Genomic DNA, 26,149 nt, shown 5'->3' on the forward strand with positions numbered 1-26,149 from the left:
GGACTCAATATCCTCAATTGGGTGACCATCTCGGATGAACTGTTTGTAGTCCTCAAACGCGTCGTCGCGACCAGCGGGGAGGATCACGATTCCGGTCATATCTCGTCAATAATTGTTCTCGGCTCTCAAATCGGTGATTTGTTCTGGCGCGGTGCCGACCATACACTCCCATCCCAAGACCGATCGACGACGGCATCGAGATTAGTCACTCGAAGGATGTTCTCTTCACGTGTCTCCGGTTCATCGTCAATCTGCCGGATGAAGTGACGAGGGTTGGTTGTGGCGAGTTCTGTCGAATACTGTTCCTCAGTCGCAATATGATGTGCCTCGATGCATACGATCGGGTCATCCCCTTCGTGGATAAGGAGTTCGTGCTCAACGTCAGGGTATGATGGGATTGGAGCCTCCCAATACTCAACGAGTGATTCGAGCCCACCATGCTCCTCTGTTTGATCCTCCCACACTTCGAATTCCATCTCCTCAAGATCGGATATCACCTGAAGTCGGTCAATCGTCGAGAAACGAGCTTACCTGCGGAGGTTTTGGTAGTATTGTTCGAGGAATCGAAACGAATTGAGTTCTCGATTGAGGAGGTTAGTTCGGATCCAATCAATTGCAGGTGGAGACAGTGTCTGATTATCTACCTCCGTACTAACGTCTTGCCGATGTTGAGATACCTCGTCTGAGAGTGTACCACGGATGTCTTCGTCCTTAGTGTCAAACTCCTGTTCGACGGTTGGAGTGAGGTAGCACAAATCTATCTCAAGGGCTGTGTTGAATCGCCATACAGCAGCGAGGTAGGCCGCTAAATCAAAGGAGTTGAAGCGGGAGATTTCAGTTGTTCATGACCCAAATCTCCCGCTTCATCGGGGAGGTTGTCCCGGTTGCTCAAAGAGTTACTGGCGATGGAGGCGAATCCGCCGCCCCGGAGGGTGGCGGCGGATTCGCCGACTATGCACTCGTTTCGCTTCACTGTCTGCGGATTTACCTCGATTCATCGCACCGTATGACGATCGACCTGCTCAAAGAGATGCCACAAATAACCGGGGAGGTCGGCCTCAACGCGGCCGATCTCCCCGCGCCGTCCACGTTGTGTAAGGCGTTCGACCGGATCAACATGAGCGTCTGTCGCGTGCTGCTACGTCGGTCGGCGCAGCTGCACGATCTCTCTGAACACGCCACTATCGACCCCACGTTCTACGACCGCTCACCAGCGAGCCGCCACTACTGCCAGCGAATCAGCTACCGGGTTCAAAAGCTCAAAGTCACGAAGCTCGTCGATACAGCGTCTCAAGCCGTCCTTGACGTTCACTGCTCAACGAATCGGGAAGGAAGCGACTTAGACCTTGCTGAGCAGATCGCCCGCCGGAACGCGGGCGATCTGCGGTCTCTTGCGGCCGATAAAGGCTATGACAAGCAATCGCTTCGTGAAGGATTACGCGACCTCGGCATCAGACCGCTGATCAAGCACCGTATCTTCGCTCCGTACGATCACGCGCACAACGCTAGAATCGACGATAACCGCTACAATCAGCGCTCTATGACCGAAACCGTGAACTCGGCCGTGGAGCGCTCGCTCGGCTTCGCCGTGCGAGCGCGGTCATGGTTCCGTGAGTTCCGCGAGATCGCACTGATGTGTGTCGTCTATAACATCAAGCGCTTCGTCACACAGTGAATCTCTACGCCTTACAGCGATTCAACACAGCCATGTGAACCCGCAAAAAATGGAGCGTAACATGCTTCCAGCCGGGAAATCCGTGGCCAGTCGGATCACTCACCGCCGTTGGACTGGCGGCACAGCGCTTTTGAGCCAGCGACGCTGCTCGCTTAGCGAAGCGGAAGTAGGTTGGTCACATTCGACTCTTCCGCTTCGCTACTGCCTTTACAACGGCGCTATCTCGCGCCTTCTGCGGATTCAACAGAGCAATGAAGACCTATTTTAGGCAAGTGAAATGATAATAATGTATTATAAATAATATGGTGATTGTTACTATGCGGGGAAGTCTCAATAGTGGTTCTATGAAAGAGTCCTCAGAGGAGCCGCTCATGACTATCGCCGAGTCGCTTTCCGACGCGTTGGACACACCGATAGAAGAGTTACCCCCCCTCTCTCAGTCAATTGACCCTGGGGGGTTAGCGGCAATTGTTACGGAGGACCGCTCCCACGATGTGACAGTTACATTTTCCTACGCTGCTCACAGAGTGCTCGTTCACTCAGACAATACCGTCTACGTTCATCCAATCCAGAATGACAACACAGACAGATGGAACACGGTGCATTTCGGCGATTGACATCCTCCCCGCGCTGAACAGTAGTTGCCGAACCTAGCTGAGACTCTTCACGCTAGGCTACGTTGGTTGAACGATGGTCCAGACAGTTGAGGCGAAACAGGTCTGCCGTGCTGTGTCGACGGTTCTGTTCCCGGAGCTGAAACTCGGCGTCAAACCGTGCGGTGAGTACACGAGAGAGGATTTCTGCGGAATCTCTCTCGTATCGCTTTTGAGCAGGAGTTCTCAAATACGGGTGGGAAAACGCTCCAGCTTAACCGTGGCGAGCAAGTGGACGTGACGTCCACTGCTGGGAATCCTCTCGCCAAATCGTTGCTCTACCACTTGCGAAATCTTCCGACGGATGCCATTGACGATCAATTCGATGGCGTTCGAGATCAACTGTTCAAAGTCCTCCGATCACAGCGCAAACTTCCTCCATTCGTCGATGTTGCCATCGATATCCATGAGTGGCAATTCTACGGATCTGTCGACACTGACCACGTAATTACGACGTATCCTGCTCTGGGAACGAGTAGAGCGTTTTGCTTCGCAACGCTGTGTATCGTTGCGCCAGACACTCGATTTACGCTTGACGTGATACCGATGGACGCGAACGGCTTTCGCGCCAAGCGCGAAGCCGTTCGCTCCCTGTCGATACAGCCCAACAGTACGTCTCAATTCGACACCTGTACCTCGATCGTGGATTCTACCAAGTTCACGTCGTTGCAGAGTTAGAGCGAATAGATGTCGATTACATCGTGCGTCGCGTCCGAGTAGTGGAATGAAAAGTCGTCTCAGCGTGGCGCTGAGACGGTCGCTGACGAGTATACGATGCAGCGAAAGGCAACCCAACGGCGTCGGTAGATGTCACAGTCTTCGCGGTTCCGCACCGCACAAGCGAAGATGAGCACGTGTGGTTCGTGACAAGCTTAGACGTAGATCCGTCGACAGCGAAAGCGTACGCGGCGGCGTTTCGCCGCCGCTGGGGAATCGAAACGTCATATCGACAGATCGGTGATTTTCTTCCGAGAACGTCGACGACGACGTTCTCTGTGAGGTTATTCTACTTTTTGTTCGCGGTGTCGCTGTATAATCTATGGGTGTTAGCCAACGTCTTAGCCGCACCTAGAACGGGTCCAAAGACACCGCAGATCTCAACACGAATCTTCTGTAGATTGGTTCTCTCGACAGACTACGGGTGAGTACGTACTCGGATTCGACCGGGATGACCGGTGAGTACGCTATTGCGGAGAGGCATCGCTCGGGAACGCCGCTAACGCGACGTTCCCTCGCTCTCTCAATGAATCTGTCACAGCAAAATCTACCACGATCTTGAAATTTGTTGAGTTCAACGACTTGGTTAGTACGGAGCAGGATTTGATTCGGTAACTACTGTTCAGGGCGAGGCTTTCGCCTCGAACTTTCCGTAAATTCCTAAAATCACTGATCGTGGACGTTCCGCAGATACACGAATTTCATTATCCTTCTCGCAAGATCCGAACCGCGTCTAACCGTCGGAGCCGCCACCCGACCAGCATTCCACTCAGTAGGCTCGTCACTGCGGCAACCCCAACGCCGAGCAGGAACACCCGCGGTGAGAGTCGAACCACGTTCTCGAAGCCGGTGATTTCAGCCGCGAGGAAGTTGATCGCCTCTGCAACCGGGACCGCTGCCGAGAGTCCGATCTGACGAGCGAGCCCGTGAACTCTCCCGTGAGATCCTCGAGAACGCGGCAGAGGTAAACGAGACGACGACCGATCTCGAACAGCAGTATACGGTATTGGCAGAGGAAACCGGAGTCGATCTTGAAGAGGCGGAAGTCGCGGTCGAAGATATCCGGCAGACCGCCCGAGAAGCGGCGGTCGCGATCGAATCTCGGGAGTTTACCGACAGTCAACTCACCGTTGAAGCGAATCGAACGACCGTCTCCACTACCGACCCCATCGAAGTCTCAGGCCAACTCACGACGACGAACGGAACCCCGATCGACGACGGGGCGATACGCGTCGGATTCGGGGACGACACGATAAGAACCCGGACGAATGACACCGGAACGTTCGAAACGACGTACCGGCCAGTGTCGGCACCACTGAACGACTCGAACCTCACCGTTCGGTACGAGCCGTCCAGTACCGATCCGTTTCTTTCAACGACCGAGGTCGTTTCCGTGCGGATCGTCGACCAAGCGGAGACGGCGATCGATATCGCGAACGCCACCGAGACAGCGGCGTTCAACGAGACGGTTCGTACCACGGCGGCCGTTCGGGTGCCGGGTGTGGACAGCCGATTGGACGGGATCCCGCTTGTGCTCACCGCTTCCGGGAATCGGATCGCAACCGCCGAGACGAACTCGGAGGGCCAAGCCGTCCTCACTGGGGCGTTACCGGCGACCGTCCCGACCGGTGACGGTGAACTCCGCGTCGCGATCGACTGAGACGACCTCGCGGTCGCCCCATCGATGACGTCGGTACCAGTTGCGGTTCAGTCGACGCCGACCGTCCTCTCCGTGAACGCGACGACCAACGTGACGAATCAAACCGTCGTCGCTTCCGGACGGTTGACGACCGAGGACGGAACCGGACTCTCGGAGCGTTCCGTCCGAATCTCCGTCGTAGAAACGGACCTCGGACGGGTGGTTACCGACGGTAGCGGCCGATACCAGACGACGTTCACGTTCCTCGAAACGGTTGAGCACAGTGACGAAGCCACACTCACCGCGACGTTTTCGGGGACCGGAACGAACCTCAAAGCGAGTTCCGACAGCCGGTCGCTGTCGCTTGTGTCGGGGGGATCCGGATCGAGCGGTGGGAGCGCCGACGGACAGCCGATAGCCGAGATTACCGACAGTGCGGTACTGATCGGTGTCGTATTGTTCGTCCTCGTTGCGCTCTCGATCATCGCGTTTCGAAAACGCCTGCTTGCTCGATTCGGCTCGATCGGACCGTGGACCGGCGAGTCCACCGAGGCGGAGTCGGAGACGGCGAGCGGGGCGATATCTCGCTCGGAGACAGGACCGAACGGAACAGACACGCAGGTCGGCGCGAATACGAGTCAGTCATTCCTCGCCCGGGCCGGCGCCGTGCTGACGGCTGGCAGATTGAACCGGACGGTCCAGATGGCGTATGCGGTTGTGCGGGTATGGTTGTCTTCGGGAGGTGAACCGTCGGCGGAGACTCACAGGGAGTTCTATGAACGTCGAAAAGGGGATGACGGTATGATATGACGCGGCTCAAAGCGATCACCGAAGCGTATGAGGCAGCGACGTTCGCGCCGAACGAGGTGTCAGCGGAGACGGCCGACGATGTTGTCACCAAGTTCGACGAACTCGCCGACAAGTGGGACAAAAGCTGAGCGAATGTCGGTCTCACCCCGGTATACCACTCTACTCGATGCGAACAGTAAGCACAGATCCATATTCATCCACAATATCCTTCAGTAGTTGATATAGAAAATTTATATCCGCGTTTAAAACGTATTAGTTGTGTATTTTATGGATATATTCGAATTGTCTGATGGTGAAAAAGTTTAATAGTTAATGTGAGTTTACATGAGATGGGTGATGAAACCTTCCATGTGTCCCGCCTGCGGAAACGGGCAGGTAGATATTCTGAGCATTCCTCCGCATAATCACGACTGTTGATCAGTCGACTCCGGACGGGAGCAGCGTCAACGTCGGCGTTGGTGTTGGCATTTCCCGCACCGCGCGGTCGCCGACAGCCCCCTCGTGATCTTTCGTCCACACTCGTTACAGGTGGGGGTGTCAGAATTTGACATACATAGCCTGAATCGTGGTACACCCATATATATCTATCGCGAGTCTCTGATTTTACATCAAACCGGACATTTTTTGAGAGTACTCCGTCGTTCTGAGATCATGCAGAACAAGCGCGTGTTGGTCACGGGCGGTGCAGGCTTTATCGGTTCAAACCTGGCGAATCATCTCGCAGCCGACAACGACGTGATCGTCGTCGACGACGAGTACCTTGGGACGCCGGAGAACCTCGAGGAGAACGTCACCTACCACTCGGCGAGCGTGTTGGACGAGGATCTCCCGACAGACGTCGACGTGGTGTATCACCTCGCGGCGCTCTCCTCGTACGCGATGCACGAGGAGAACCCGCAGCTGGGGGCCCGAGTCAACGTCGAGGGGTTCGTCAACACCGTCGAACAGGCGCGACAGGACGACTGTGAGACGGTCGTCTACGCCACCACGTCCTCCATCTACGGTGACCGGACCGAACCCTCACCCGAAGACATGGAGGTCGCGGTGAACACCGGCTATGAGGCCTCGAAGCTCGCCCGCGAGCGGTACGCCGAATACTTCTCGAACCACTATGATCTGTCATGTGCCGGGATGCGGTTCTTCTCAGTATACCAAGGGTACGACGGTGCCGAAGAGCACAAAGGCGAGTACGCCAACGTGATCGCACAGTTCTCCGACGACATCGCCAACGGGCGGCGGCCCGAAGTGTACGGCGACGGGACCCAGACAAGAGACTTCACGCACGTCGACGATATCGTGCGCGCACTCGAGATCGCGGGCGACGAACGGCTCAACGGCATCTACAACGTCGGTACCGAGGAGCCGTACAGCTTCAACGAGCTCGTCGAGCTCATCAACGAGGAACTCGGGACGGCCATCGAGCCCACGTACGTCGAGAACCCGATCCCGGAGGATGTGTACGTCCACGACACGTACGCGGACATCTCGAAGCTCCGCTCCGAGACCGGGTGGGAACCGCAAATTTCCTTCGAAGAGGGGCTTGCCCGCGTGTGTGAGCCGTACCTGTCGGAGTGACACGTACACCCGCTCGGTCTCGTAGTCCATGTCGTTGCCCGCCTCATTGCCGTCGCCGTCGTCAGTGCTGACCTCGGTGTCGGAAATCGCCGCCGCCCCCCGTCGACCGCATCGGAGCCGAGTTCCGCCCGAGCGCGTATCGACCTCAGGGGGAACAGGCCGTCGTTTTGACGGGATCGGTGGCGGTCATCTCGACCGTGGCGGTGTTGGTATAGTCCGCGGAATCTCCCGCTCAATTCGTTTCCGTCTGTGGTGATATGTTTGATCGTTCGTGATAATATCACTTATATTTTCGATGTAAACCGCAGAATTATGCGCCAAACGGCCAGTATACTACGATACACAAAACCTTAGTATAGTTAGGTAATGTGTCTAGATAAGAACCGGAATGGCAACGACAACCGACGTCAACAACGACGAGGCTAAAGAACGGGCGGCCGGAGCTACGGCGACCCACGACCGGGACTCCGCCGACGACCTCCTCGTCGGACCCGATTCGGAGACGGCTCCCCGGCTGAGCGTCGTGATGCCAACCCTCAACGAGGAGGCGGGTATCGAGACGTGTATCGGCTGGATCCGCACCGCAGTCGAGGAGCTTCAGATCCCGACCGAAATCATCGTCAGCGACAGTTCGACGGACCGTACCCCCCAGATCGCCCGCGAGATGGGCGCGATCGTCGTCGAGCCCGACGACACGGGGTACGGCTACGCGTACCGGTACGCGTTCGAGCGAACGCGCGGCGACTACATCGCCATGGGCGACGCGGACTCCACGTACGACTTCACGCAGATCCCGCGACTCTTAGAGCATCTCGAAGAGACCGGCGCGGACATCGTGATGGGAAGCCGGCTCGACGGCGAAATCCGCGACGGCGCGATGCCGACCCTCCACGAGCACGTCGGTAATCCGCTTTTGACGCGATTCCTGAATACCTTCTACCAGGCGGGCGTGAGCGACGCCCACAGCGGGTTCCGAGTGTTCACCCGCGAGGCGTACGACGAGATGGACCTCGAGACGACCGGGATGGAGTTCGCCTCCGAGATGATCATGGACGCCGGCGCCCGAGACCTCGCGATCGAGGAGGTCCCGATCGTCTATCACGAACGACAGGGCGAGGAGACGCTCGACAGCTTCCCTGACGGGTGGCGGCACGTCAGATTCATGCTCGTAAACGCGCCGGGATACTTGTTTTCGATTCCGGGCCTGTTGCTCATGCTGTTCGGCGCGCTCGTGATGGGTCTCGGCCACATGGGTGTCTCGATCAACGGCGTCACCCCCGGTATCCACTCGATGATCGCCGGGAGCCTGTTCACGATCCTCGGGATCCAGATCGGATCGCTCGGGATCTTTGCCAGCGTCGCGAGCGATCCGATCAAGAGCCCATCTGACTTGGCCACCAATTGGGTCATCGAGCACGTGACGCTCGAACGCGGGGCAACGCTCGGGCTCCTCATGTTCACCGGCGGGGCCGTGTACGCGACGTGGCTGGTCGTCCAGTGGACCCTGAGCGGGTTTGGGGCAGTCCCATTCACTACGAGCGCGCTCCTCGCGTTCACGTCGATCGTTATCGGCGTTCAACTCGTGTTCTCGTCGTTCTTCCTGAGCAGCGTAAACTAGCGCGATTGCTGCCCAGAGTTCCTCTCTTACTCTCGCAGCGAATCCCATTTATGCCTTTCTTGCTCGTCAAAGTTCGGCTCACCAGGCGTCTTCGACCGCACGCTGATAGACCGTTTCCGCTTTCTCGGCGATCGTGTCCCAGTCGTACTGCCGGGCGTGGTCGGTCGGCACCGTCGATGGCCGGGTGCCACCCAGTGCGGCGTCAAGCCGCTCCGTGAGCGAGTCGACCGTGGGGTCGACGAGAAAGCCCGCGTCAGCGATGACCTCGTCGGCAGCTGACTCCGGGTGATCTGCCGCGATCACGGTACAGTCTGCGGCCATCGCCTCGAGAAACGTGATCCCGAACCCCTCCCGGATGCTCGGCGACGCAAAGACATCTGCGGCCCGCATGTGGCCGAGCACGTCTTCGTAGTCGTCGAGGAAGCCGAGGAACTCCACCCGGTCGGCATGCCTGAGCGCGTCGCGTTTCGCTTCGAGTCGCTCACGTTCGGGGCCATCCCCGATGATTCCGAGGGTGACATCGCGTGTATCGGCGATCGCGTCGAAGGCCTCCAAGAGGATGTCGACGTTTTTGTGCTCGATCAGTCGGCCCGCGAAGAGCACGTCGTACTCCCGGTCGGGGAGCGGCGCGGTACGGACCTGCTCAACGTCGATCCCGTTCGGGATGATGTCGATGCGCTCGCGGTCGGGACCAATTGTGGCGAGACGATCGGCCGTGATCGCCGAGATCGCCGTCGGGTGTTGTGGCGTGCGCGCAGTGACGCGCTCGGTAACCTTGCCGAACGGCGCGAGATGTCCGAGGTACTCGTCCCAGTAGTCGCCCCAGACCTCATGCCAAGTCGTCACGAGTGGCGTGTCCGTCCGGATGCTGGCAATCTTCGCCGAGAGGACCGGGAAGTACGGAAAGACGCTGGCGACGACCACGTCGTGTTCGTCGTTGCGGAGTCGTCTACGGAGGGGTGGAAGTGCGCGAGCCGCAAAGTCAAGGGCTTCGGTGATGGAGCGTCGATCCTCCTCGTAGAGGTCCGCTTCGGGCGCGACCGCACGGAGGGTCATGCCCTCGTGGGTGATCTCCGCGGGCCCGTCCCAGAAGTGCCGGCCGTACACGGTGACCTCGTGACCCTGATCGGTGAGGCGGGTGCCGATCTCGTGGATGCGCTTTTCGGCGCCGCCGGTGACGTAGGGGTACACGACGTTTGAGACGAAGGCGATGCGCATTGTCAAGTAATTGTACCATCGCAGGGTGGCATCTTGAACACGGCGCTTCGGGAGTCTCTTTCAGTCGGTGAGGACGTTCGAATCGACGACGACCGCATTTCAGCTGTTCTCCGTGAACGCAGAGTCTTTCTCGTGGCCGGCGAGGTCGTGCGTTTCGAGACCATCACCACCCATCGGAGCCTGTCGGTCGGCATCTTCGAACGCACCGTAGCGCTGTCGGACGACTGCGACGGTAAGATCCCCGTTCTCGGTGACGGTCCAGCGGAGCTTGTCGCCGGCCTTGATGTCGAGCCGTCGTCGGAGCCCCGCCGGTATCGTGACTGTTCCCCGGTTACTGATCGTGGTTTCCTCAGGAGGATTTTCGGCCGTCATACGCGCTCGTACCCATCGTGTCGTGAAGAGTCGTATCGGATTCATCCCCGCCCTAAGGGGATGGGGCTTTCTCCTTGAACTTCCGTAATACCGGTTCCGATCCGCTCTGAGTCTGATCGACCGAGCACAAAGTTTGGTCTGGGATGTGGCTAGAAAATGAATATATGACGTATAGTCGAAATATGTCATCTGAAGGATACACCTTGAAGAGGTAAGACGATATTAACCGGTGCGGAGGCGTGTCGTCATCGATTGGGAACGTACTAGAAACTCATGGGTTAGATCCTGTAGATGCGGTTCACCACGTCCTCATGGCAGGATACGTAGAATTTCACCGGCCTAGATACTGTTTACATTACTAATTTCACTTTTGATATTTTGACAAAAAGATACTTACGCAAGATTCGCCGCCCATCTTATGATGAAAGGGGATAGAAAAACAGCGATCCGATCTGACGATAGTCAGGAATTAACCACGATTAACAGACGTGGCTGTCTGAAACTCGGAGCAATCGGGGCCGTTGGAAACTTCCAGCAGTTCTCCGAATGGCTTCTCGGAGAGCAGTCAGCTCGATCCGGAATCGGACATGGATTCGGCGGACTACCCGCGCTTGACGAACGGATTATCCCATACTTTCAGGAATCAGATTTAGCGCCTGCTAAGCGGATTAACACGGAACGAGGTATCCACTCACGCTTCGGTGGGGCAGACACGTACGAGGTCTCCGTAGATGGTGACTATCTCTTCGCCGATATCGTCCGTGAAAGCGCCAGTAAGACGGCTGCAGCAGTCGTTGTCGGCGGCGGCAGGATACTCGATGCTCAGTATCTTGGCGCCGGAACAACGAGATTAGCCGCGTCAGCGACTTCGCTCGACGGCGTTGTTGTTCAGGTGTTCAACTTAGACGCCGGAGCCGGCACATACTATCTCGATGTGAGCGAACCCGAACAGGCACCCTACGACGAACAGTGGAACCTCCCGGGGAAAATTGAGGCCGAAGACTACGACACGGGAGGCGCGGGCGTTGCGTACTCGGATACGACCGACCAGAATATGGGCGGCTACCGGGACGGCGCGGTGGACATCGAAGCGACCAGCGACGATGGCGGCGGCTACAACATCGCCTGGACTGATGCCGGCGAGTGGACCGAATACACCGTGGGGAGCGATGCCGGAACGTACGACATCGACCTGCGAGTCGCGTCAAACCGCGGGGAGGGTAAAATCCGTGTGAGCCTCGATGGTACCGCTCTCGGTACGGTTGATATCCCGCAGACGGGAGGGTGGCAAAACTGGCAGACAGTAACTGTTCCCGATATCGAACTTGACGAAACAGACGGGAGTGTCCTTCGCATCGAGGCCGTAGAGGGTGGGTATAACCTGAACTGGATCGAGTTCAATCAGGCTGGATCGATTGAATCCCCACCGGAGCAGTCACCGTACGGCAGCAGTGCATGGGAGATTCCGGGTATGATTCAGGTTGAAGATTACGACACGGGCGGCGCAGGCGTTGCGTACTCGGACACGACCGACCAGAATATGGGCGGCTACCGAGACGGTGCAGTGGATATCGAAGCGACTAGTGACGATGGCGGTGGCCATAACATCGCCTGGACCGACACGGGTGAGTGGACCGAGTACACTGTCGATACGATCACCGGCACGTACGAGGCGAGGCTTCGTGTCGCATCAAATCGGGGCAATGGTAGGATCCGCCTTCTGCTCGACGGCGAAGTCGTCGGAACGGTCGACATCCCGAAGACTGGGGGATGGCAGAACTGGCAGACGGTGACAATCCCAGAACTCTCGTTTGACGCTGGCGACGGTCGAGTGCTCCGCGTCGAAGCGTTGGAGGGTGGCTACAACCTCAACTGGATCGAGTTCGTCGACTCGGCGGCCGAGTCCGGCGACCCGATATCGACACCCGACGACTGGAGTTACAGCGCACAGGGGTACGGCGAAGGAACGTACGGTGGCGTAGAAGCGTAAATTACAGGAGATTCAGACCAATGGCTAACAATCACGACTACGAAGAACCGAAACCCGGAATGACCGACTGGCACGTCCCGATTAATGAGAATTTCGGACAGTTAGATAGTGATGTCGAAGTACGCGATAGAGAGGAGAATATTGGTGAGTACGAACCAAAGGACGGTGCGAAATTCTATGCAGTCGACACAGGAGCATCTTACTACGGCGACGGGTCTTCCTGGAACGGACCGATCGCGGTAAAGACTCGTGAGCAGCGGATCGGGCGGACTAAGCATCTCTCTGAGGGGGCCGATCTAGGGGAACTCATCAGTAATGCAGTGGCGGACGATTACACTTCGATCCACATACACGAGCACGAAGATGGATCGGAATGGTCGTGGAATTCTGATTACACACATGACACGAATGAGTCTGCGTTAAAAATAGTTGCGGAGAATCGTTGTACGATAGATTACACAGGTGATGGTCGTCCACTAACGATTGTGGATTCAAGTGGTTGGAGCGGGGAGAACGATTTCCATCTTGAAGGCGGACACTGGATAACGTCGGGTAACCCGACCGAATGGCTGCGCGTTGACGATCAAGTGGGATATCGTATCTCTCCTAATTTGGTCGATTACTACAATACTAACGCAACTGCGGTCCAAATCAGAAACGACTCGAATTTCTCGGAGTTAGGTGTAATTGAGGGCGATTACAAGGCTGGAAACGGTATTGAATTCGTTCCGGCAAGTGTGACGGGCGGGACAGGCACAGACTCGTTCCAAGGAACCACAATTCGGGATGTGAGGATTAATGTAAGCAACGATGCAGATCCGTGGGAAGAAAATTCTGCTGCACGAGGTGATGGCTTTGGGATCTGGCTCCGTGGGAATATGAAATATTGTTCCATTCGACGGCCAAATATCTTCCCAAATGGTGCCAATGCACAGGCGATGCGTATTAATACGACCCGCGCGAGCGGAATGACTATACAGTGCCTTCAGGCGGAGACTAGTTCCGGAGCTGACGGGACTGTTGCGGTATTAGCTGGAGGTGGGGATGCTCACTACTATAGTCCGTTATTCATTTCTCCACAGTTCTACAACATCGAGCATGAGTATAAGGAAGCTGGATATACAGTTGCTGATCCCCCTTTCTCTGTCATCAAAGCGTCTGCTGGAGGTGGAGTTGAACTCGGAACGTCAGTTGGTTCTGTTCGAGTTAATGGTGAGAGGATTAATGGGAAGCTTGAGGCTGACTTCAGTCTCAATTTTAATGGAGATCATGGATCAGTTCAACGTAACAGTACTGAAGTAGCACTTGTTCATGAAGATCACTTACAGTTTAAGAGTTGGAACGCCATCGAGTATGCACCAGTCGATGTGACAACGCTCTCACCTTCTCAAGGGTGGGTCTCCTATCATAATGGGAATGGTTCAAATACTGAGGGACCAGCATTTTATAATGGGAGTGCCTGGAGAAGTCTCGTCGATAATTCGGTAATTCATTAATCAATCATCCGAAGAGGCTGTTAAAGAGGAGTTACTACGTTTGATCACGATACTTCTCGTGTCATATCCGCGTTTATAACTGTTGATTGCGATGACAAAATAAATAATATTATATTCGGATCTGTAGTTTCGCTAGACCCAAGGGCTACGTCCATGTTATTACCGTAGAAAGCGAATAGACAGATCGGTGCGGCATCAGAAATCTTCCACTACACGCGTTTTACCGTGGCTATGGGTCGGGTTTGATCGGGTTCCGCGAAACGCTGCTGAAAGCTACCGTCTACAACTTCGCCGGAGCGTCCGATTCCCATGAAATCCGCCACCGTGTACCGAAACTACAGAGCCATATATTCTATTTTAATCGCCATCGCAGTATTCTATCTTAGCTAATAATAAGACATTCGAGCAATATTTTAGAGAGGGTCGAATTTTGGCATAGACATCCATACCCGTCCGCCTGACCTTCAACCTTTACGCGACCGCCAGATGAGGCCGAATAGTTAGTACAGCATTCATAACGGCGATTGTAGAGACTCACGACGAGAATGTGATCGATCAAAAGTAATCATTAGTAATTACATCAACATATACGCACTTGGGATATTTTTTCAGAAACAACGATTTAGGTTCACCCTCCGGATTGAGATGATTTCCATGAATACCACAATTGTTGTAGATTCAGGTAAAATATCGAAATATAGTTGACTGTAAATATATTAAAACTACTTCGAAGGACAGAGATTTCAGATGACAATATGTTAGATCACAACAGAGCTACCGTCACTAAATTCGGTAAATACTTATGTACAAACATTTTATACAAATTTAATGAGCGCTTACAACATACACGGACTCTTCACCTATGTAACGGATGAGAGGTATAAAACTCCACATCTCGATCGTTCTCACTACTACTTCAAACAGAAGCAAGCAGAAAGTACACCGGAATTAGATATTTCTCTCGGTCACAAATTTAAACAAAGTTCTGAATCACTTGGACACGAAGCTCACAAGTATGAAAAGATAGGAGATAAATTTGCAATAACAAGCATGGATAATACTGTCGCAATTAATAATGAGTGCGATAAACTATACTGTACCAAACAGCCACCGATAGAAATTAGGAATATTGTCGAAGGGCTATTTAGAAAAAGATTACTAGATGAAGGAATAGCTATGATCCACGCCTCAGCTGTTAGTTATAACGGGGATACCTATGTGTTCCCGGCTTGGAGACATACTGGAAAAACAAATACAATGCTAAGCTTCCTTATGGAAGGTGCTAGTTATCTTGGAGATGACCGCGTATTAATAACGAAGGATGGCCAGATCTACTCATTCCCAACAATGATTCATTTGCTTATGTATAATTATAATTCTTTCCCAGAACTATTAGATGACTCTCAAATAGATAGTGTTCGAATAGCTATATCAAAGCTAATTTCAACAGTGGCTAATAACATAAATCATCAAGATATAAGTAGTGAGTTGGCTCACTGGTCAAGCCTAGCAGGACCTGATAACTGGAAAAGAGTTGAGAATATATTTTCTAACTCACGGGTCTTGTCGAAAGAAGATGTGAGTGAGGTATTCTTCCTTCAGACTTCTAACAACATAAATGAAATGAGATTGGACTCTGTTTCTTCAAATTATATGAGTACTACCTTGAAGGCAATTAATGAATACGAGTGGAACCAAGAGTTGGAGAATATGTGGTTAGCACATGATATTCTTTTCCCAGAACGTGAGTCTAAAGTAGATAAATTTGAAAAATTCAAGAAAAGGGAAAAAGAGGTGATCTCTCAATTTTCTAGTAGCGTATCTACAAATAAGCTAGAAGTTCCGCCGGAAGAATTATGGGATCAAGAGATGAAAAGTAACATCATTAATAAAATTATTCAAAACAATACATGAGATAAATGATTAGATCGATCCTGTCCTTATCGACTTCTAACATTTTCAAATCTCTTCTTATATTTGCAGGTACAACAGTATTTGCTAGAATACTGGGCCCAAGTAAGATCGGGGAATATTTTCTATTTATTGCCCTCTTAGGTGCTATTAGTTTAGCTGCTGATTTAGGACTCAAAGAGTCACTTGAAAAAAGAATTAGTGAAGGCTTGTCTAAACCGGAGCTTATTTCTATGACAGTATTACTAAAAATATTGCTAGTCTCCGTTTCGTCGATTATATTACATCTCAGTAGCGGCCTCCTAAATAGATTCTTCGATTTTGGTCATGTGTCAATTCTAATTCTTGCGTTAATATTATCTGAATTTGCTGAAACAAGTGCAAGTATTCTCCGTGGAGAGAATAATGTTCAAAAAACAGCAGCGCCAATTGTAGTTCGATATCTTATTTGGTTATCTGTAGGGATAGCTCTCCTTCAGATGGATACCGAAGTTGTGTATATAATGTACTCCTATTTATTTGGACTTCTTGCACAGGGAATAATTAATATATACCAAACAAATATTGTCTTTGGTTCAGTTAAATACGAATATTTTTCAAAATTATTCTCATATGGAAAATATAGTTATATTTCTGATGTGAACTGGTATTTTTTTACGTGGATAGATATTCTAATCATCAGTTTTTTACTTACCAGCTACGAAGTGGGAATATACGAGATCGCATGGCGTGTTAGTTCTTTGATGGCGATTGTAACTAGTGCTGTCGGATTAACTATCTTCCCTAAGATCAGCTCGTTGGATATCAGTAATGAAAGAAAAATAATTGAGAATATACTATATGAATCCCATATACCAGCGTTATTCATCATTTTCCCCGGTTTTATTGGTATTGCCTTATTGAGTGAAGAAATACTCACTATTGTTTTCGGAACTGAGTACTCAAAAGGGGCTCTTGTATTGATTACCCTAGCCGGTCTTAGATTAGTACAGGGATTCTACATTATATATTCAAGAAGTTTACACGGATTAGACAGACCGGATCTCGCAGCGAAGGCAAAAATAGTAAGTATATTGTCAAATATAATTTTGAATTTTATTTTAATTTACTATTTTGGATTGATAGGGGCGGCACTTGCAACCACGTTTTCTCTTATCATAAATACAATCTTAGTACGGAGATATATAACTATGCATATAAATATAAAAACGCCAACCACTTTCATAATGTATTTACTGTTGCATAGTCTCATAATGGGAACTACAATTTATATATTAATGAAATATATCTCAATAAACAACTTTTCAGATCTCTTTATCGTTATCTTGGTTGGAGTTATTATTTATATGTTTTTATCAGTACTAAATCCAAAAACAAGAAAGAAATTGACTAACATCCTCCAATCAAATATATGATTATAGTTATATCTTGGGTGATTTGATGCTATTACACTATTCTTGTTGTTAATAACGGAGGTACGCTCTTTTGTGGAGATGTTAGATTCGAACACAGAGCAGTCGAAGTACCACCGTCTCATGATTACTTAACATCGCCTGCCTTCGCCATATTCATGCTGATTGTAACGGTTTAATGATGTCTCCCGGGCTATACAACCAATTTCAGTAGGTATATCCGGTAATATTTTTATATTATTTGGTCATAAATATCCGCATATCTTTCTGCGACGTGATTCCAGTCGTACTCGACTACAAATGCTCTGAGTTCTTCTACACCTGTTGGGTTTGTAAGTACATTCTCAATTGTCTGAGCGTAGTTGATCGCATCGTGAGTTGGTACATAGCTAACTCCGCTCTCGACTCTCGGCATGTACGGACTCGCAACTACCGGCGTTCCACATGCTAGCGACTCGAAGAGGACGAGCGGAAATCCTTCATACAGCGAACTGAGACATTGTACGTCTGCTGAAGAATAAAGATCTGCCATCCGCTTGTCGGGAACCCGACCGAGATATTCTACGTTTGACGTGTTCTCCCCGTCCGTACCTACAACGAGAAGTTTCACTGATCTTTCCATCAATTCGACCGCCTGAATAGCTGTCTGGAGATCTTTCCGCTGTGGATCAGATCCGATCCAGAGAACGTACTCCTGATCAGAATCCAGACCGAGACGCGAACGAGCCTCGGACTGCGGAACGGGAACGAAGCGATCGGTGTCGACGCCGTTCTGAATTACGACCGTCTTCTCGCGGTCTATTCCGTAGTACGAGGTCAGTTCGTCTCGGACCTGTTCAGAACACGCGACGGCGATGTCACACTGTCGTGCCGCGATACGTTCTGGTAACGGGCGAATTTGAGAGAGAACCTTCCGTACCAGATTGTCTCCGTAGACGTTCGCGTACATCCCAGCTGTCGTCCCGTGGAACGTCACGACGTATGGCTCCGAGGGGGGGAATGCAGCCAGCCCTAAAACATTATCACCGTGGCCGTGGACCAAGTCGACGTCCCGGCTACTGAGATCGCGTGCTGCACGGCAGCTTGAGACGTGCTTCGATCGAACACCACCGAAACCGTTTGAGTACTTACGAATCGTTCCGATATCACTCTCTTCGACAGTCGTCTCGTCGCCGCTGCAGTACTGGATGAACTCGTAACTCGAAGAGGCGTGCGATGCGATGTTGCTGACGACGGATTCGACGCCTCCGAAACCCCTCGGATCCCGTCCACCTAGGACTCCTACAGTACGAATGTTAGTAGACACGAATTATCAATAAGTACTACACTGACTTCGCATAAGGGTTGTTCTCTTCACTTGTATCGAGTAGAGTGTGAAATCTATCTATTCGATATATCGATCGCATCTAACGACGAACACGCCGTTCTCGTCGACGGTGCGTTCCCGTCCCAGACGTGAAGTTCCCGATAGGCGTTATCGACCGTCGGAAAATCAGGAACCTCACCTTTGTAGAGGAGGAATGCCACTCGACAGTCCGACGGTTCGGAATTGGTATTAAATTGATATCGGATAGTTTGGGTCTCGTTGTTCGCGAGAGTAACCTGACGTCTGTCGATCTGACGACTCTCCAAGACCTCTACCGATCGTTCGCCGACATAAGCGCGTTGTACTTGGACGACAAGCGTATACGTAATAGCCTCTAACTCCCTATTTGTCAGGCTCACGGCTAACGGTCCACTGTCTTCCGAACTGAGAGTTGAAGAGACGTTAGTCGCGACGAGATCTCCGGACTCATCCTCCACCAAAACACCGAATTCGGTGAACTGAGCCGTGTTGTCACCAACAGCGGGGTGAACGAATGCACCGACACTAACGAGAACGAGAACGATTAGTGCGACGTTCAACACCGTGTCGATCCGCGTTGGCGGGCTCCAAAGTCGTTCGGCGAATTGACGGAGACGACGCAAGTCGATCACACCACGCTTCCCTGTTTGAGCGATCCGGGAGATACCAGCGACGAAGACGAGCGAGAGGACGATAACTACCGTCGACAGCGTGATCGTATCCAGTTGGAATCCACGAGGAGAAAGGGCGAACAGAATTCCCTGTACGATGAGGATCGTGACGCTGAGTAAAAATGAAACGACACTCTGTTCACCTCGTCCGAATTCCGCAACCGACTGAAGACGCGGCGATAGCAGGGCCACAAGTGCGTAACCAGGAGCAAATAACGCAAGTATTGAGCCGAGTATCATCTGAGACAAGGAGAGCACGTTGAGTATAGTTGGTAATGACGAAATGCCCTCAACACTGTGAATGAGTACGATCCCTGCGTACAGGAATGTGCCGAAAGTGATGATGGTGAGGTCCGTGAAAGATACCGTCTCCTCAGTTGTTCCGCCTGTCAAGATTCGATCACTAGGAATTTTTCTCATAAGTGAACCGTATGGCGGCTTTTACCATGAATTTCTGATCGGCGTAAACCGATCTTAGATTGACTGACATAATTCGTTTGGCGTTACAGCACGCTAGTCAGATATCCTGTGAGCGCTGCGAGCCAGAAAAAGAACCCGACGATAATGAGATCTGTGATACGTCTTGGAACCGACAGATGTCTGCTTCCGATTGCAATCTCAGCTAAACCGACAAACAAGCTATAGAACACACTATACCAGACAAAAGGTTCCGAGATCTCCATCGCCCACAGGGCGGACCCCGCGAGAATCCAGAAGGCAACTAGAATAATCCCAAATGGAACAAACTCGGTGAGGTCCATTCGAAAAGCCGCTCTGACATTAGCCTTCACAGTTCTCGTATTTATAACATACATCTTAAAATTTTCTATAAGAGCGACATTCTGTAGAGAGATCAAATACGGTTAGCTTGGACAGTCAAATATAATGACAAACAAATCTCCATCGGGAAAAGCTGGGACTCGTCTGTGTTTGGTTACTTAACTTTGCACGTTAGATAAATATACTATCGATCGGGTACATTAGATCGTCAGTACTCCGGGTAGGATTAGAGAGTGCCCAAGAGAGAAAATTCTCGACGTTTTTGCGGAAGGATCGCTTGATGTCGTTGCGGAGCGAGCTGGCGCGTCGATCTTGTTAGAAGCGATGTACTTCACTCTCAGTTCCTCGTCTTTGTCACTCGATTCCTTCTCGGTGATCAGCAGTTTCACCTCTCCAAGACGGCCAACCTCACGTTTCTGTGTCCAGATGTAGTACGTCTCTCCGTTGATCGTACGCGGGACTGTGTCGATGCGCTGGCCGAGCGCATTGACACGGATGCGTTCACCGCCGTAGGTGACGTACGCGTTGTTCTTGATGGCACACACCTACTCTTTGCCGTAGCCTTCGAGGTGAGTGACGAATTCTTCCGAACAGTAGAGCATATCGAAGAGATAGGTGTCTACTGGGACACCTATCTCGATGAGTTCATCAACGAGATCGATAGCAAGTTCCACGCGGCGTTTGTCGTCTTTCTCGTAGAGCCGAAATCCAAGCAATGTTGTTTTCTTATCGGCGTAGAGTGCGTAGATGAGATTCTGTCCTCAGATATAGCTGTGAATGTCGTGATCGTAGAATTTCCCTGCGTGTGGCGTGTTCTCGCCTGCTTTGTGCGTGAAGGCGTCGTCGATGATGACGACACCTTCACTGGTCCATCGCGTTTCGTCGGTTTGCTGGAGCAGTTCGAATCGTTCTTTGTTGAGATGATCTTCCTCCCAGTCGTACTCGGTGAGGAACTTGTTCAAGGCTCGTTCACTCTTCGCCAGGAGAACTATGTTCGAGATTCCCTAAACGCTCTTGTTGCTGGCGGCAACAAGACCTGTCACATACGTCTTGGCGTGGTGTTTCTGCCGCGTCGAGAAATACTCGAACCGGCCAATCGGCTCAGTACATGACAGAAACGACGTGATCGGTAGCATCAACGGTTCCCGCAGTCTCTACGCGCTTCAACAGCATAACGTGCGAAGTCAAGTAGTTAAGGCTAAAAAGTGAGATAAGAGTTATTTTTATTTGTATATAGAAAATAATTTGTTACAGCGGTCGTATCAACTGGATCGTGTTAGATTTTGTGGGTGAGAGCAGACACCGAGCGAGGTGGTGGAGCTTGGTATGCGACTCCATATGGCTGGACTGTCCCTTTCGAATACTGTCTTAGAATTGGAGAAGTTTGGTGTCAAACGCTCGCGGAAAGCCATTTTATGACTGGATTTAGAAGGTCGATCTACAGTCCGCCAGCGATGCGAGCCCAGATCACGTTGTGCTTGACGAAACGGTGATCTGAATCAACGGTCAGCAGTTCTGGCTATACGCATGTGTCGATCCCGAAACGAACAAATTTCCACACTGGAGGCTATTTACAGCCACTACAACAGCATTGACAGCGCAGTTACCACGAGAGCTTCGTGAGAAACACAACATCTCCGACCTGTATTTCTCGTTGATCACGCACTGTATTTAGCGGCTGTACTGTAACCAGTAGACTTCCAATTTCAGACGATTTAGAAAATACCGATACTGATTTGTACCTACAATAGTACAACGCCGTTAATGGTAGGTCAGAGATGAACCAGGAGGTTCATCACTGGGAGTCGTACATCTACGTTCTTGCGACAGTGTTTTTACTGATTTCACTAGTGTTAGTATCCCAATTTCTTGACGCCGTTACGGCTATTAAGGGAGCCTACGCTCTGATCGGAGTCCTGATAGCCGCAGCGGTAACATACGGGAGTTGGTGGCAGAACTCTAGCGAATCTGGCGACGTTGCTCCAACCTGTTTTGACTCATCAGCCCGGCTGGATCGTTGGGCGAGTAAGGGTGTCTTGTTCATAACTATTGGCGGGTGCCTATTCACCTACGTAATCGGTGATCGGTTACTAGCTCTGGTGTGTATCTTAATTATAGGCTTCGTTCTGGTTTTCGCACAGCTGACAGTAAGCGGATCTTCCAAATCACTCTTGGTCCAAATTCTCTTGTTGTTTGTAGCCGGACCGATCACGCGCTATTTCGCCACGGGGTTCTACTTCGGAAGTAGGGATATTCTCGGTCATGTAAAAGCAGTCCAACTTCTGATCGAAACCGGGCGTCTCTCTGGGATTGAGGCTGCGTATCCGACCTACAGTAATTTCCCAGCTTTACACGTGGTCTCTGCTTCAGTCAATGCAATTACCGGGCTCCCAGCGTACGACTCGGTTATGCTTCTCGGTGCTACCGGATTTCTGATTGCCGCAGCCGCTTTAATCTATCTTGCTCGAACGTTTCTCTCACCGACCGAGACGCTAGCAGTAGGAATCGTCTTTGCGACGCTCTACCTCGCTCAGAACTACGCGTCGTACTTTTATCCGCAAGCGTTCGCGACGATTCTCATTATTTGTCTCCTGTATGTGATAACGCGCTGGAAATCTGCTCCGCCTCCCGTACGTCTAACGCTGTCAGTCACGGGCCTAGTGACTATCGTCGCACTCTCGTTGGCGCATCACGTGACACAAATACTGTTCGCAGGAATTGTCGCAGTTCTACTCGCACCGTCCGCAGTTTCTAGAATGGATATTGGCCGTCGGCTCAGAGTCAACAAGAGTATTCCTCGGAAAGAACCTTTGTTTTTGGCTCTCACGACTGGGATCACGTATCTCTCAGTCACCCAGTCTGGTATAATCTCGTACTTCGTTCAGTTCGCCACTGCCCGATCGGACGACCCGACCGTCAGTGGTTCGGGAGGAGCCCGAACAGTACTTGGGTTCGGTACTGAAATTCCATTTCAGGGTCCCGTCGCTGCTTTTCAGAGCTTGTTCTATGTGGATGGCCTCTACTTCATCGGGTTGACTGCATTATTCGTCCTCGGATTTGTCTTCGTGGTTACCCGATACGAACAGTATGCTAACATCGCAGGGTTCGTAATTTTGGGTACGATAAGTTCGTTGTTCGTCCTCAAGACACCCCTTCTTAACGTAGCTAGGAGAGTGGCCCTTCCGTTGGCACCATTCTTCGTGCTGATTGCAGGGATCGGACTCGCCCGGGTGATACGATATCTGAGATCGCTACTTCGTTCGAAGGACCAGCGTGAGAAACGGGGTCGACAGATGGCAGTTCTCGCTCTCGTGGTAATGATCACAGTTACGGGCCCCTTGGTCGCGGGAGACGATCTGTACGGTCTCCACAGCGGTCCGAACCTCTGGGAGAGCTATACGACCCCGGAACCGCAAGTTGATTTCTCTCAACAAGAGTTCAGTGAACTTGAAGCTGCTACAGGATATCTTGACAAACATGTGTCGAATGTTACAGCGATCTCACTGACGAGAGACGCATTCGAGTGGTTCGGATACCGTCACACGTCGGACGCGACAGTTACACAGTCCGGAATTCGAGCAGAAGGCTTGCTGGCATATCGGACAAAGTGGACTGAACATCAATTTGGGGCCACAGTGGAACCAGGTCTTCCGGGTACAATCGTAATCGCTGATTGGTGGCTTGACCGAGAAGTAGGTGCCTCAAATAAAGTCTATACAACGGGAACGGTTGGGCTTGTCCAGGAGGAACCCGAGACCAATCTCTCGAACATCTGAAATCTCAAATATCGATGTATATCCAACCTGTGAAAGTGTTGGTAGAGGTTATCGGTCCTCTTTGCACATAATTTAATGAATTTGTTAGTATTCTTAGTTTTGACTCTGTCCCCAGATACCCCCTTGAATATATGCTAGTAAACATGAGATAATTGAAAATTGCTGTTTGAGAATCATTTTTCTGTATATTAATTGTGCAACGCTATCAGGGTTCCCACACAGTCGAAGAAAGATAGAAATAAAACCAAAAAGAAGCGATAGATTACCAAAGTTCTTCCTTACAAAATAACCATGGTTTCGAAATCTCCATTTAAGTATGGGCGGACTGAAATCAGCACCTCCTGTTTGTTTATGCAGACACCGTAAACTCGGATCACAGATCACTTCCCCGTGTCTCTTGAGACGTACGACAACATCCGTTTCCTCTCGCTGCGCCGGTCCGCCGTAGCTAGTATCAAACCCACCAATAGATTTGAGTGGGGTGTGGAGAAACGACATATTTGCCCCTTTAAGCAGGTCAACTTGGGTAGAATTCTCTGGTATCCATCGATAAGAATCGTCATGAACTGTCCCTGTACGAGTGTTAACTGACATCTTCTCTTTGTAACAGAGATCACGAGCGGATTTGACTGCTGGAGAGAGTGTCGGTCCTCCGATCGCCACTGCCTTCGGGTGAGAATTGAATGCTGTTGCAACCCGTTCAGCGAAGTTATTCGGAAGTAATACGTCATCGTCAACGAAGCTGATTATTTCTGATTCACACTTTGTAATGGCAAGATTCCGAGCAGCTTGAAGATTTTTGTTGGGTCCTTTATAGTATCGGATCGACCGATCGGTACACCACTCACGAAGTGTGTTTTCATTTGAATCATCAATAATAATAACATCATAAAAATTCTTTAGATTGAGTTGTAAAAGGGTTTCAATAGTTGATTTAAATCGGTCCATAGTAGCAATTGCGAGTGTTACTGACTCGGCACTGTACTGACTCCTTTCACGAGTTATTGAATCACGTTCTGTCATGTTTCTAAACAAATATTTTGAAGCTAGTAATAAGCTATTTGGAAGTTATATTTATTATTTTGAGAAAGCGATGCTAGACTTAATCAAGGTAGTATCCATCGTTTGATCCTCGAGATAGAATGTGATTCGCAATACAAATACGTATCGAATATATGTCTTGGACAACTTGTCTCACCTATGAATGAGATCGCGATGGTAGGACCTGCTGAGGGGGAATCCGGAATCGGAGATTATATCTCTGATCTTACCTCTGAAATGACAAATTCAAAGATTGAGAAAATTGAGATTCCTGTTGATTCTAATAATCCACTTATTTTCGCTGAACGCGCAATTCGTATTGGACGAACGGATGTCACAGCTATCCATCTTCAACACGAATATGGACTATTTGGATCGATGTCGATGATGTCTTGGATATTCTTCCCACTGTTATATGTGAGTGCCGCGTTAAAAACGACACCCGTCATAATTACAATACATGAAGGTCTAAATGAAGATCTTGTTGTCGAGCCAGCAAAAAGGCTAAAAAAATTATACCTTTCGACACTCAATCGAATGATTATTTTGAATGCTTCACATGTGATATTCCTGTCAGAGAATACTGCCGAGGAATTTACTGAGAGCGTTAAACTCACGACGTATACTGTACTCCCTCATGGAGCGCACACAGATCCCGTTGTTGAACTTGAACAGAAGGAAGCGAAACAGCAATTAGGATATGATTCTAAAGAGGTACTCATAACCGAACCAGGGTACATTGAACCACGGAAAGGTAGTCACAAATTTATTGAACTTTCTGAACGGATGGGTGACTTTGAGTTTCTGCTCGCCGGTGGCCCGTCAAAACAGGCATATGAGGACTACGTTGAAGATATTAGACATCGTGCACCTCCAAATCTCACACTTACCGGTGTCCTTGGTGAAGAAGAATTCCACGCGTCTTTCATTGCAAGTGATATTATCGTTCTTCCGTATCAAGTAACTGAACAAGGTGGTATCGTGAACACGGTTAATCAGAGTGGGATACTTAATCGATGCGCCACATATGGCAAACCGGTTATTGCGTCAGAATTACCGTATTTTCAGGACTTGAAAGAAGACTGGAGCTGTATACAGATCTGTAATTTTGAGAATATGGCCAAGGCGGAGGAACGAATTCGGGAGTTAGTCAGTAACAAGGAAGAACAATGTCGACTCTCAGATCAAGTCCGTGAATATGCGGAATCACAATCCTTCTCTAAGGTTGCTAAGCGTCACGAACAAATTTATGAATCTCTATAATTGTTCTGAGCGAACCACTATTACGCTGGATTTGTGAGAGGTGCTGAACTACTTATGACACACAATTCACGCTGACCAGCTTATACTCTTAAATGAGAGATATACCCGTTTTAAGTAAGACTCACACCTCGGTGGCATAGTCGGAACAGTTGTCTCTTGTGATATATAGTTGAATATAAATTTAAAC

The 26,149-nt window shown here is 50.7% G+C and carries 23 protein-coding genes and 1 pseudogene; 16 read left to right on the top strand and 8 right to left on the bottom strand.

What is annotated here, in order from left to right; genetic code table 11:
* Positions 1 to 125: 125 nt before the first annotated feature.
* On the bottom strand, positions 126 to 497 hold the full coding sequence (locus B378_RS16625) for a hypothetical protein (RefSeq protein ID WP_155118171.1): 372 nt from the start codon (positions 495 to 497) through the stop codon (positions 126 to 128).
* A gap of 347 nt (positions 498 to 844) precedes the next feature.
* Here B378_RS16625 and B378_RS0101805 point away from each other — a divergent pair, with 347 nt between their 5' ends.
* From B378_RS0101805 to B378_RS0101830, 8 genes are all read left to right on the top strand, one after another.
* On the top strand, positions 845 to 1,675 hold the full coding sequence (locus B378_RS0101805) for an IS5 family transposase (RefSeq protein WP_026046133.1): 831 nt from the start codon (positions 845 to 847) through the stop codon (positions 1,673 to 1,675).
* 344 nt (positions 1,676 to 2,019) lie between these two features.
* The gene (locus B378_RS16155) at positions 2,020 to 2,292 is read left to right on the top strand and encodes a HalOD1 output domain-containing protein (protein ID WP_192812424.1); all 273 of its coding nucleotides are present in this window, start codon (positions 2,020 to 2,022) and stop codon (positions 2,290 to 2,292) included.
* 73 nt (positions 2,293 to 2,365) lie between these two features.
* Positions 2,366 to 2,569: a hypothetical protein gene (locus B378_RS17235; protein WP_237738311.1), complete on the top strand. Its 204-nt coding sequence runs from the start codon at positions 2,366 to 2,368 to the stop codon at positions 2,567 to 2,569.
* Positions 2,570 to 4,348: 1,779 nt separating this feature from the next.
* Positions 4,349 to 4,705: a hypothetical protein gene (locus B378_RS16630; RefSeq protein ID WP_155118172.1), complete on the top strand. Its 357-nt coding sequence runs from the start codon at positions 4,349 to 4,351 to the stop codon at positions 4,703 to 4,705.
* A gap of 24 nt (positions 4,706 to 4,729) precedes the next feature.
* Entirely contained in the window at positions 4,730 to 5,494 is a 765-nt protein-coding gene (locus B378_RS0101815; protein ID WP_017342121.1) for a hypothetical protein, read from the top strand.
* On the top strand, positions 5,491 to 5,622 hold the full coding sequence (locus tag B378_RS17385; RefSeq protein WP_017342122.1) for a hypothetical protein: 132 nt from the start codon (positions 5,491 to 5,493) through the stop codon (positions 5,620 to 5,622). The genes B378_RS0101815 and B378_RS17385 overlap by 4 nt, the downstream gene beginning before the upstream one ends.
* Positions 5,623 to 6,145: 523 nt before the next feature.
* Positions 6,146 to 7,069 (top strand): NAD-dependent epimerase/dehydratase family protein, encoded by a 924-nt coding sequence (locus B378_RS0101825; protein WP_017342123.1) that lies wholly within the window; start codon positions 6,146 to 6,148, stop codon positions 7,067 to 7,069.
* 388 nt (positions 7,070 to 7,457) lie between these two features.
* Positions 7,458 to 8,687 carry a glycosyltransferase family 2 protein gene (locus tag B378_RS0101830; RefSeq protein WP_017342124.1) on the top strand — a complete coding sequence of 410 codons (1,230 nt, stop codon included), beginning with the start codon at positions 7,458 to 7,460 and terminating at the stop codon, positions 8,685 to 8,687.
* A gap of 78 nt (positions 8,688 to 8,765) precedes the next feature.
* Here the strand turns inward: B378_RS0101830 and B378_RS0101835 are convergent, their stop codons facing one another.
* Positions 8,766 to 9,905 carry a glycosyltransferase family 4 protein gene (locus B378_RS0101835; RefSeq protein WP_017342125.1) on the bottom strand — a complete coding sequence of 380 codons (1,140 nt, stop codon included), beginning with the start codon at positions 9,903 to 9,905 and terminating at the stop codon, positions 8,766 to 8,768.
* Positions 9,906 to 10,004: 99 nt separating this feature from the next.
* The gene (locus B378_RS0101840) at positions 10,005 to 10,277 is read right to left on the bottom strand and encodes an AbrB/MazE/SpoVT family DNA-binding domain-containing protein (RefSeq protein WP_017342126.1); all 273 of its coding nucleotides are present in this window, start codon (positions 10,275 to 10,277) and stop codon (positions 10,005 to 10,007) included.
* A gap of 421 nt (positions 10,278 to 10,698) precedes the next feature.
* Between B378_RS0101840 and B378_RS15710 the strand changes: the two genes are divergently transcribed.
* The 4 genes from B378_RS15710 (at position 10,699) to B378_RS16170 (ending at position 17,089) form a co-directional block, all read left to right on the top strand.
* A complete protein-coding gene (locus B378_RS15710) occupies positions 10,699 to 12,267 on the top strand; it encodes a carbohydrate-binding domain-containing protein (RefSeq protein ID WP_192812425.1) in 1,569 nt (522 codons plus the stop codon).
* A gap of 20 nt (positions 12,268 to 12,287) precedes the next feature.
* Complete coding sequence (locus B378_RS16635; protein WP_155118173.1) at positions 12,288 to 13,763, top strand: hypothetical protein; 1,476 nt, start codon at positions 12,288 to 12,290, stop codon at positions 13,761 to 13,763.
* 828 nt (positions 13,764 to 14,591) lie between these two features.
* The gene (locus B378_RS16640) at positions 14,592 to 15,677 is read left to right on the top strand and encodes a hypothetical protein (RefSeq protein ID WP_155118174.1); all 1,086 of its coding nucleotides are present in this window, start codon (positions 14,592 to 14,594) and stop codon (positions 15,675 to 15,677) included.
* Positions 15,678 to 15,682: 5 nt separating this feature from the next.
* Entirely contained in the window at positions 15,683 to 17,089 is a 1,407-nt protein-coding gene (locus B378_RS16170; RefSeq protein WP_082224212.1) for a polysaccharide biosynthesis C-terminal domain-containing protein, read from the top strand.
* A gap of 229 nt (positions 17,090 to 17,318) precedes the next feature.
* Here B378_RS16170 and B378_RS16175 read toward each other — a convergent pair whose 3' ends face one another.
* From B378_RS16175 to B378_RS17500, 4 genes are all read right to left on the bottom strand, one after another.
* Positions 17,319 to 18,392 carry a glycosyltransferase family 4 protein gene (locus B378_RS16175; RefSeq protein WP_082224213.1) on the bottom strand — a complete coding sequence of 358 codons (1,074 nt, stop codon included), beginning with the start codon at positions 18,390 to 18,392 and terminating at the stop codon, positions 17,319 to 17,321.
* A 74-nt stretch (positions 18,393 to 18,466) separates the two neighbouring features.
* On the bottom strand, positions 18,467 to 19,495 hold the full coding sequence (locus B378_RS16180) for a DUF1616 domain-containing protein (RefSeq protein WP_192812426.1): 1,029 nt from the start codon (positions 19,493 to 19,495) through the stop codon (positions 18,467 to 18,469).
* Positions 19,496 to 19,605: 110 nt separating this feature from the next.
* Entirely contained in the window at positions 19,606 to 19,863 is a 258-nt protein-coding gene (locus B378_RS0101860; RefSeq protein WP_017342130.1) for a hypothetical protein, read from the bottom strand.
* A gap of 219 nt (positions 19,864 to 20,082) precedes the next feature.
* The gene (locus tag B378_RS17500) at positions 20,083 to 20,427 is read right to left on the bottom strand and encodes a hypothetical protein (RefSeq protein ID WP_394295096.1); all 345 of its coding nucleotides are present in this window, start codon (positions 20,425 to 20,427) and stop codon (positions 20,083 to 20,085) included.
* Between the two features lie 24 nt (positions 20,428 to 20,451).
* On the opposite strand from B378_RS17500, the gene B378_RS17505 reads away from it, so the two are divergent.
* The 3 genes and pseudogenes from B378_RS17505 to B378_RS16650 all read left to right on the top strand — a co-directional run bounded on the left by B378_RS17505 (position 20,452) and on the right by B378_RS16650 (position 23,658).
* Entirely contained in the window at positions 20,452 to 20,994 is a 543-nt protein-coding gene (locus B378_RS17505; RefSeq protein WP_017342131.1) for a hypothetical protein, read from the top strand.
* 128 nt (positions 20,995 to 21,122) lie between these two features.
* A pseudogene (locus B378_RS16645) lies at positions 21,123 to 21,568 on the top strand (IS6 family transposase); the annotation flags it as partial.
* Between the two features lie 92 nt (positions 21,569 to 21,660).
* Complete coding sequence (locus B378_RS16650; protein WP_155118175.1) at positions 21,661 to 23,658, top strand: hypothetical protein; 1,998 nt, start codon at positions 21,661 to 21,663, stop codon at positions 23,656 to 23,658.
* 93 nt (positions 23,659 to 23,751) lie between these two features.
* Here the strand turns inward: B378_RS16650 and B378_RS16190 are convergent, their stop codons facing one another.
* Positions 23,752 to 24,681, bottom strand: coding sequence for a glycosyltransferase family 2 protein (locus tag B378_RS16190; RefSeq protein ID WP_082224215.1), 930 nt, complete (start codon positions 24,679 to 24,681; stop codon positions 23,752 to 23,754).
* A 177-nt stretch (positions 24,682 to 24,858) separates the two neighbouring features.
* Between B378_RS16190 and B378_RS16655 the strand changes: the two genes are divergently transcribed.
* Positions 24,859 to 25,962 carry a glycosyltransferase family 4 protein gene (locus B378_RS16655; RefSeq protein ID WP_155118176.1) on the top strand — a complete coding sequence of 368 codons (1,104 nt, stop codon included), beginning with the start codon at positions 24,859 to 24,861 and terminating at the stop codon, positions 25,960 to 25,962.
* The last annotated feature ends 187 nt before the right edge of the window (positions 25,963 to 26,149 follow it).

Source organism: Halorubrum sp. T3 (assembly GCF_000296615.1).
Lineage (GTDB): Archaea > Halobacteriota > Halobacteria > Halobacteriales > Haloferacaceae > Halorubrum > Halorubrum ruber.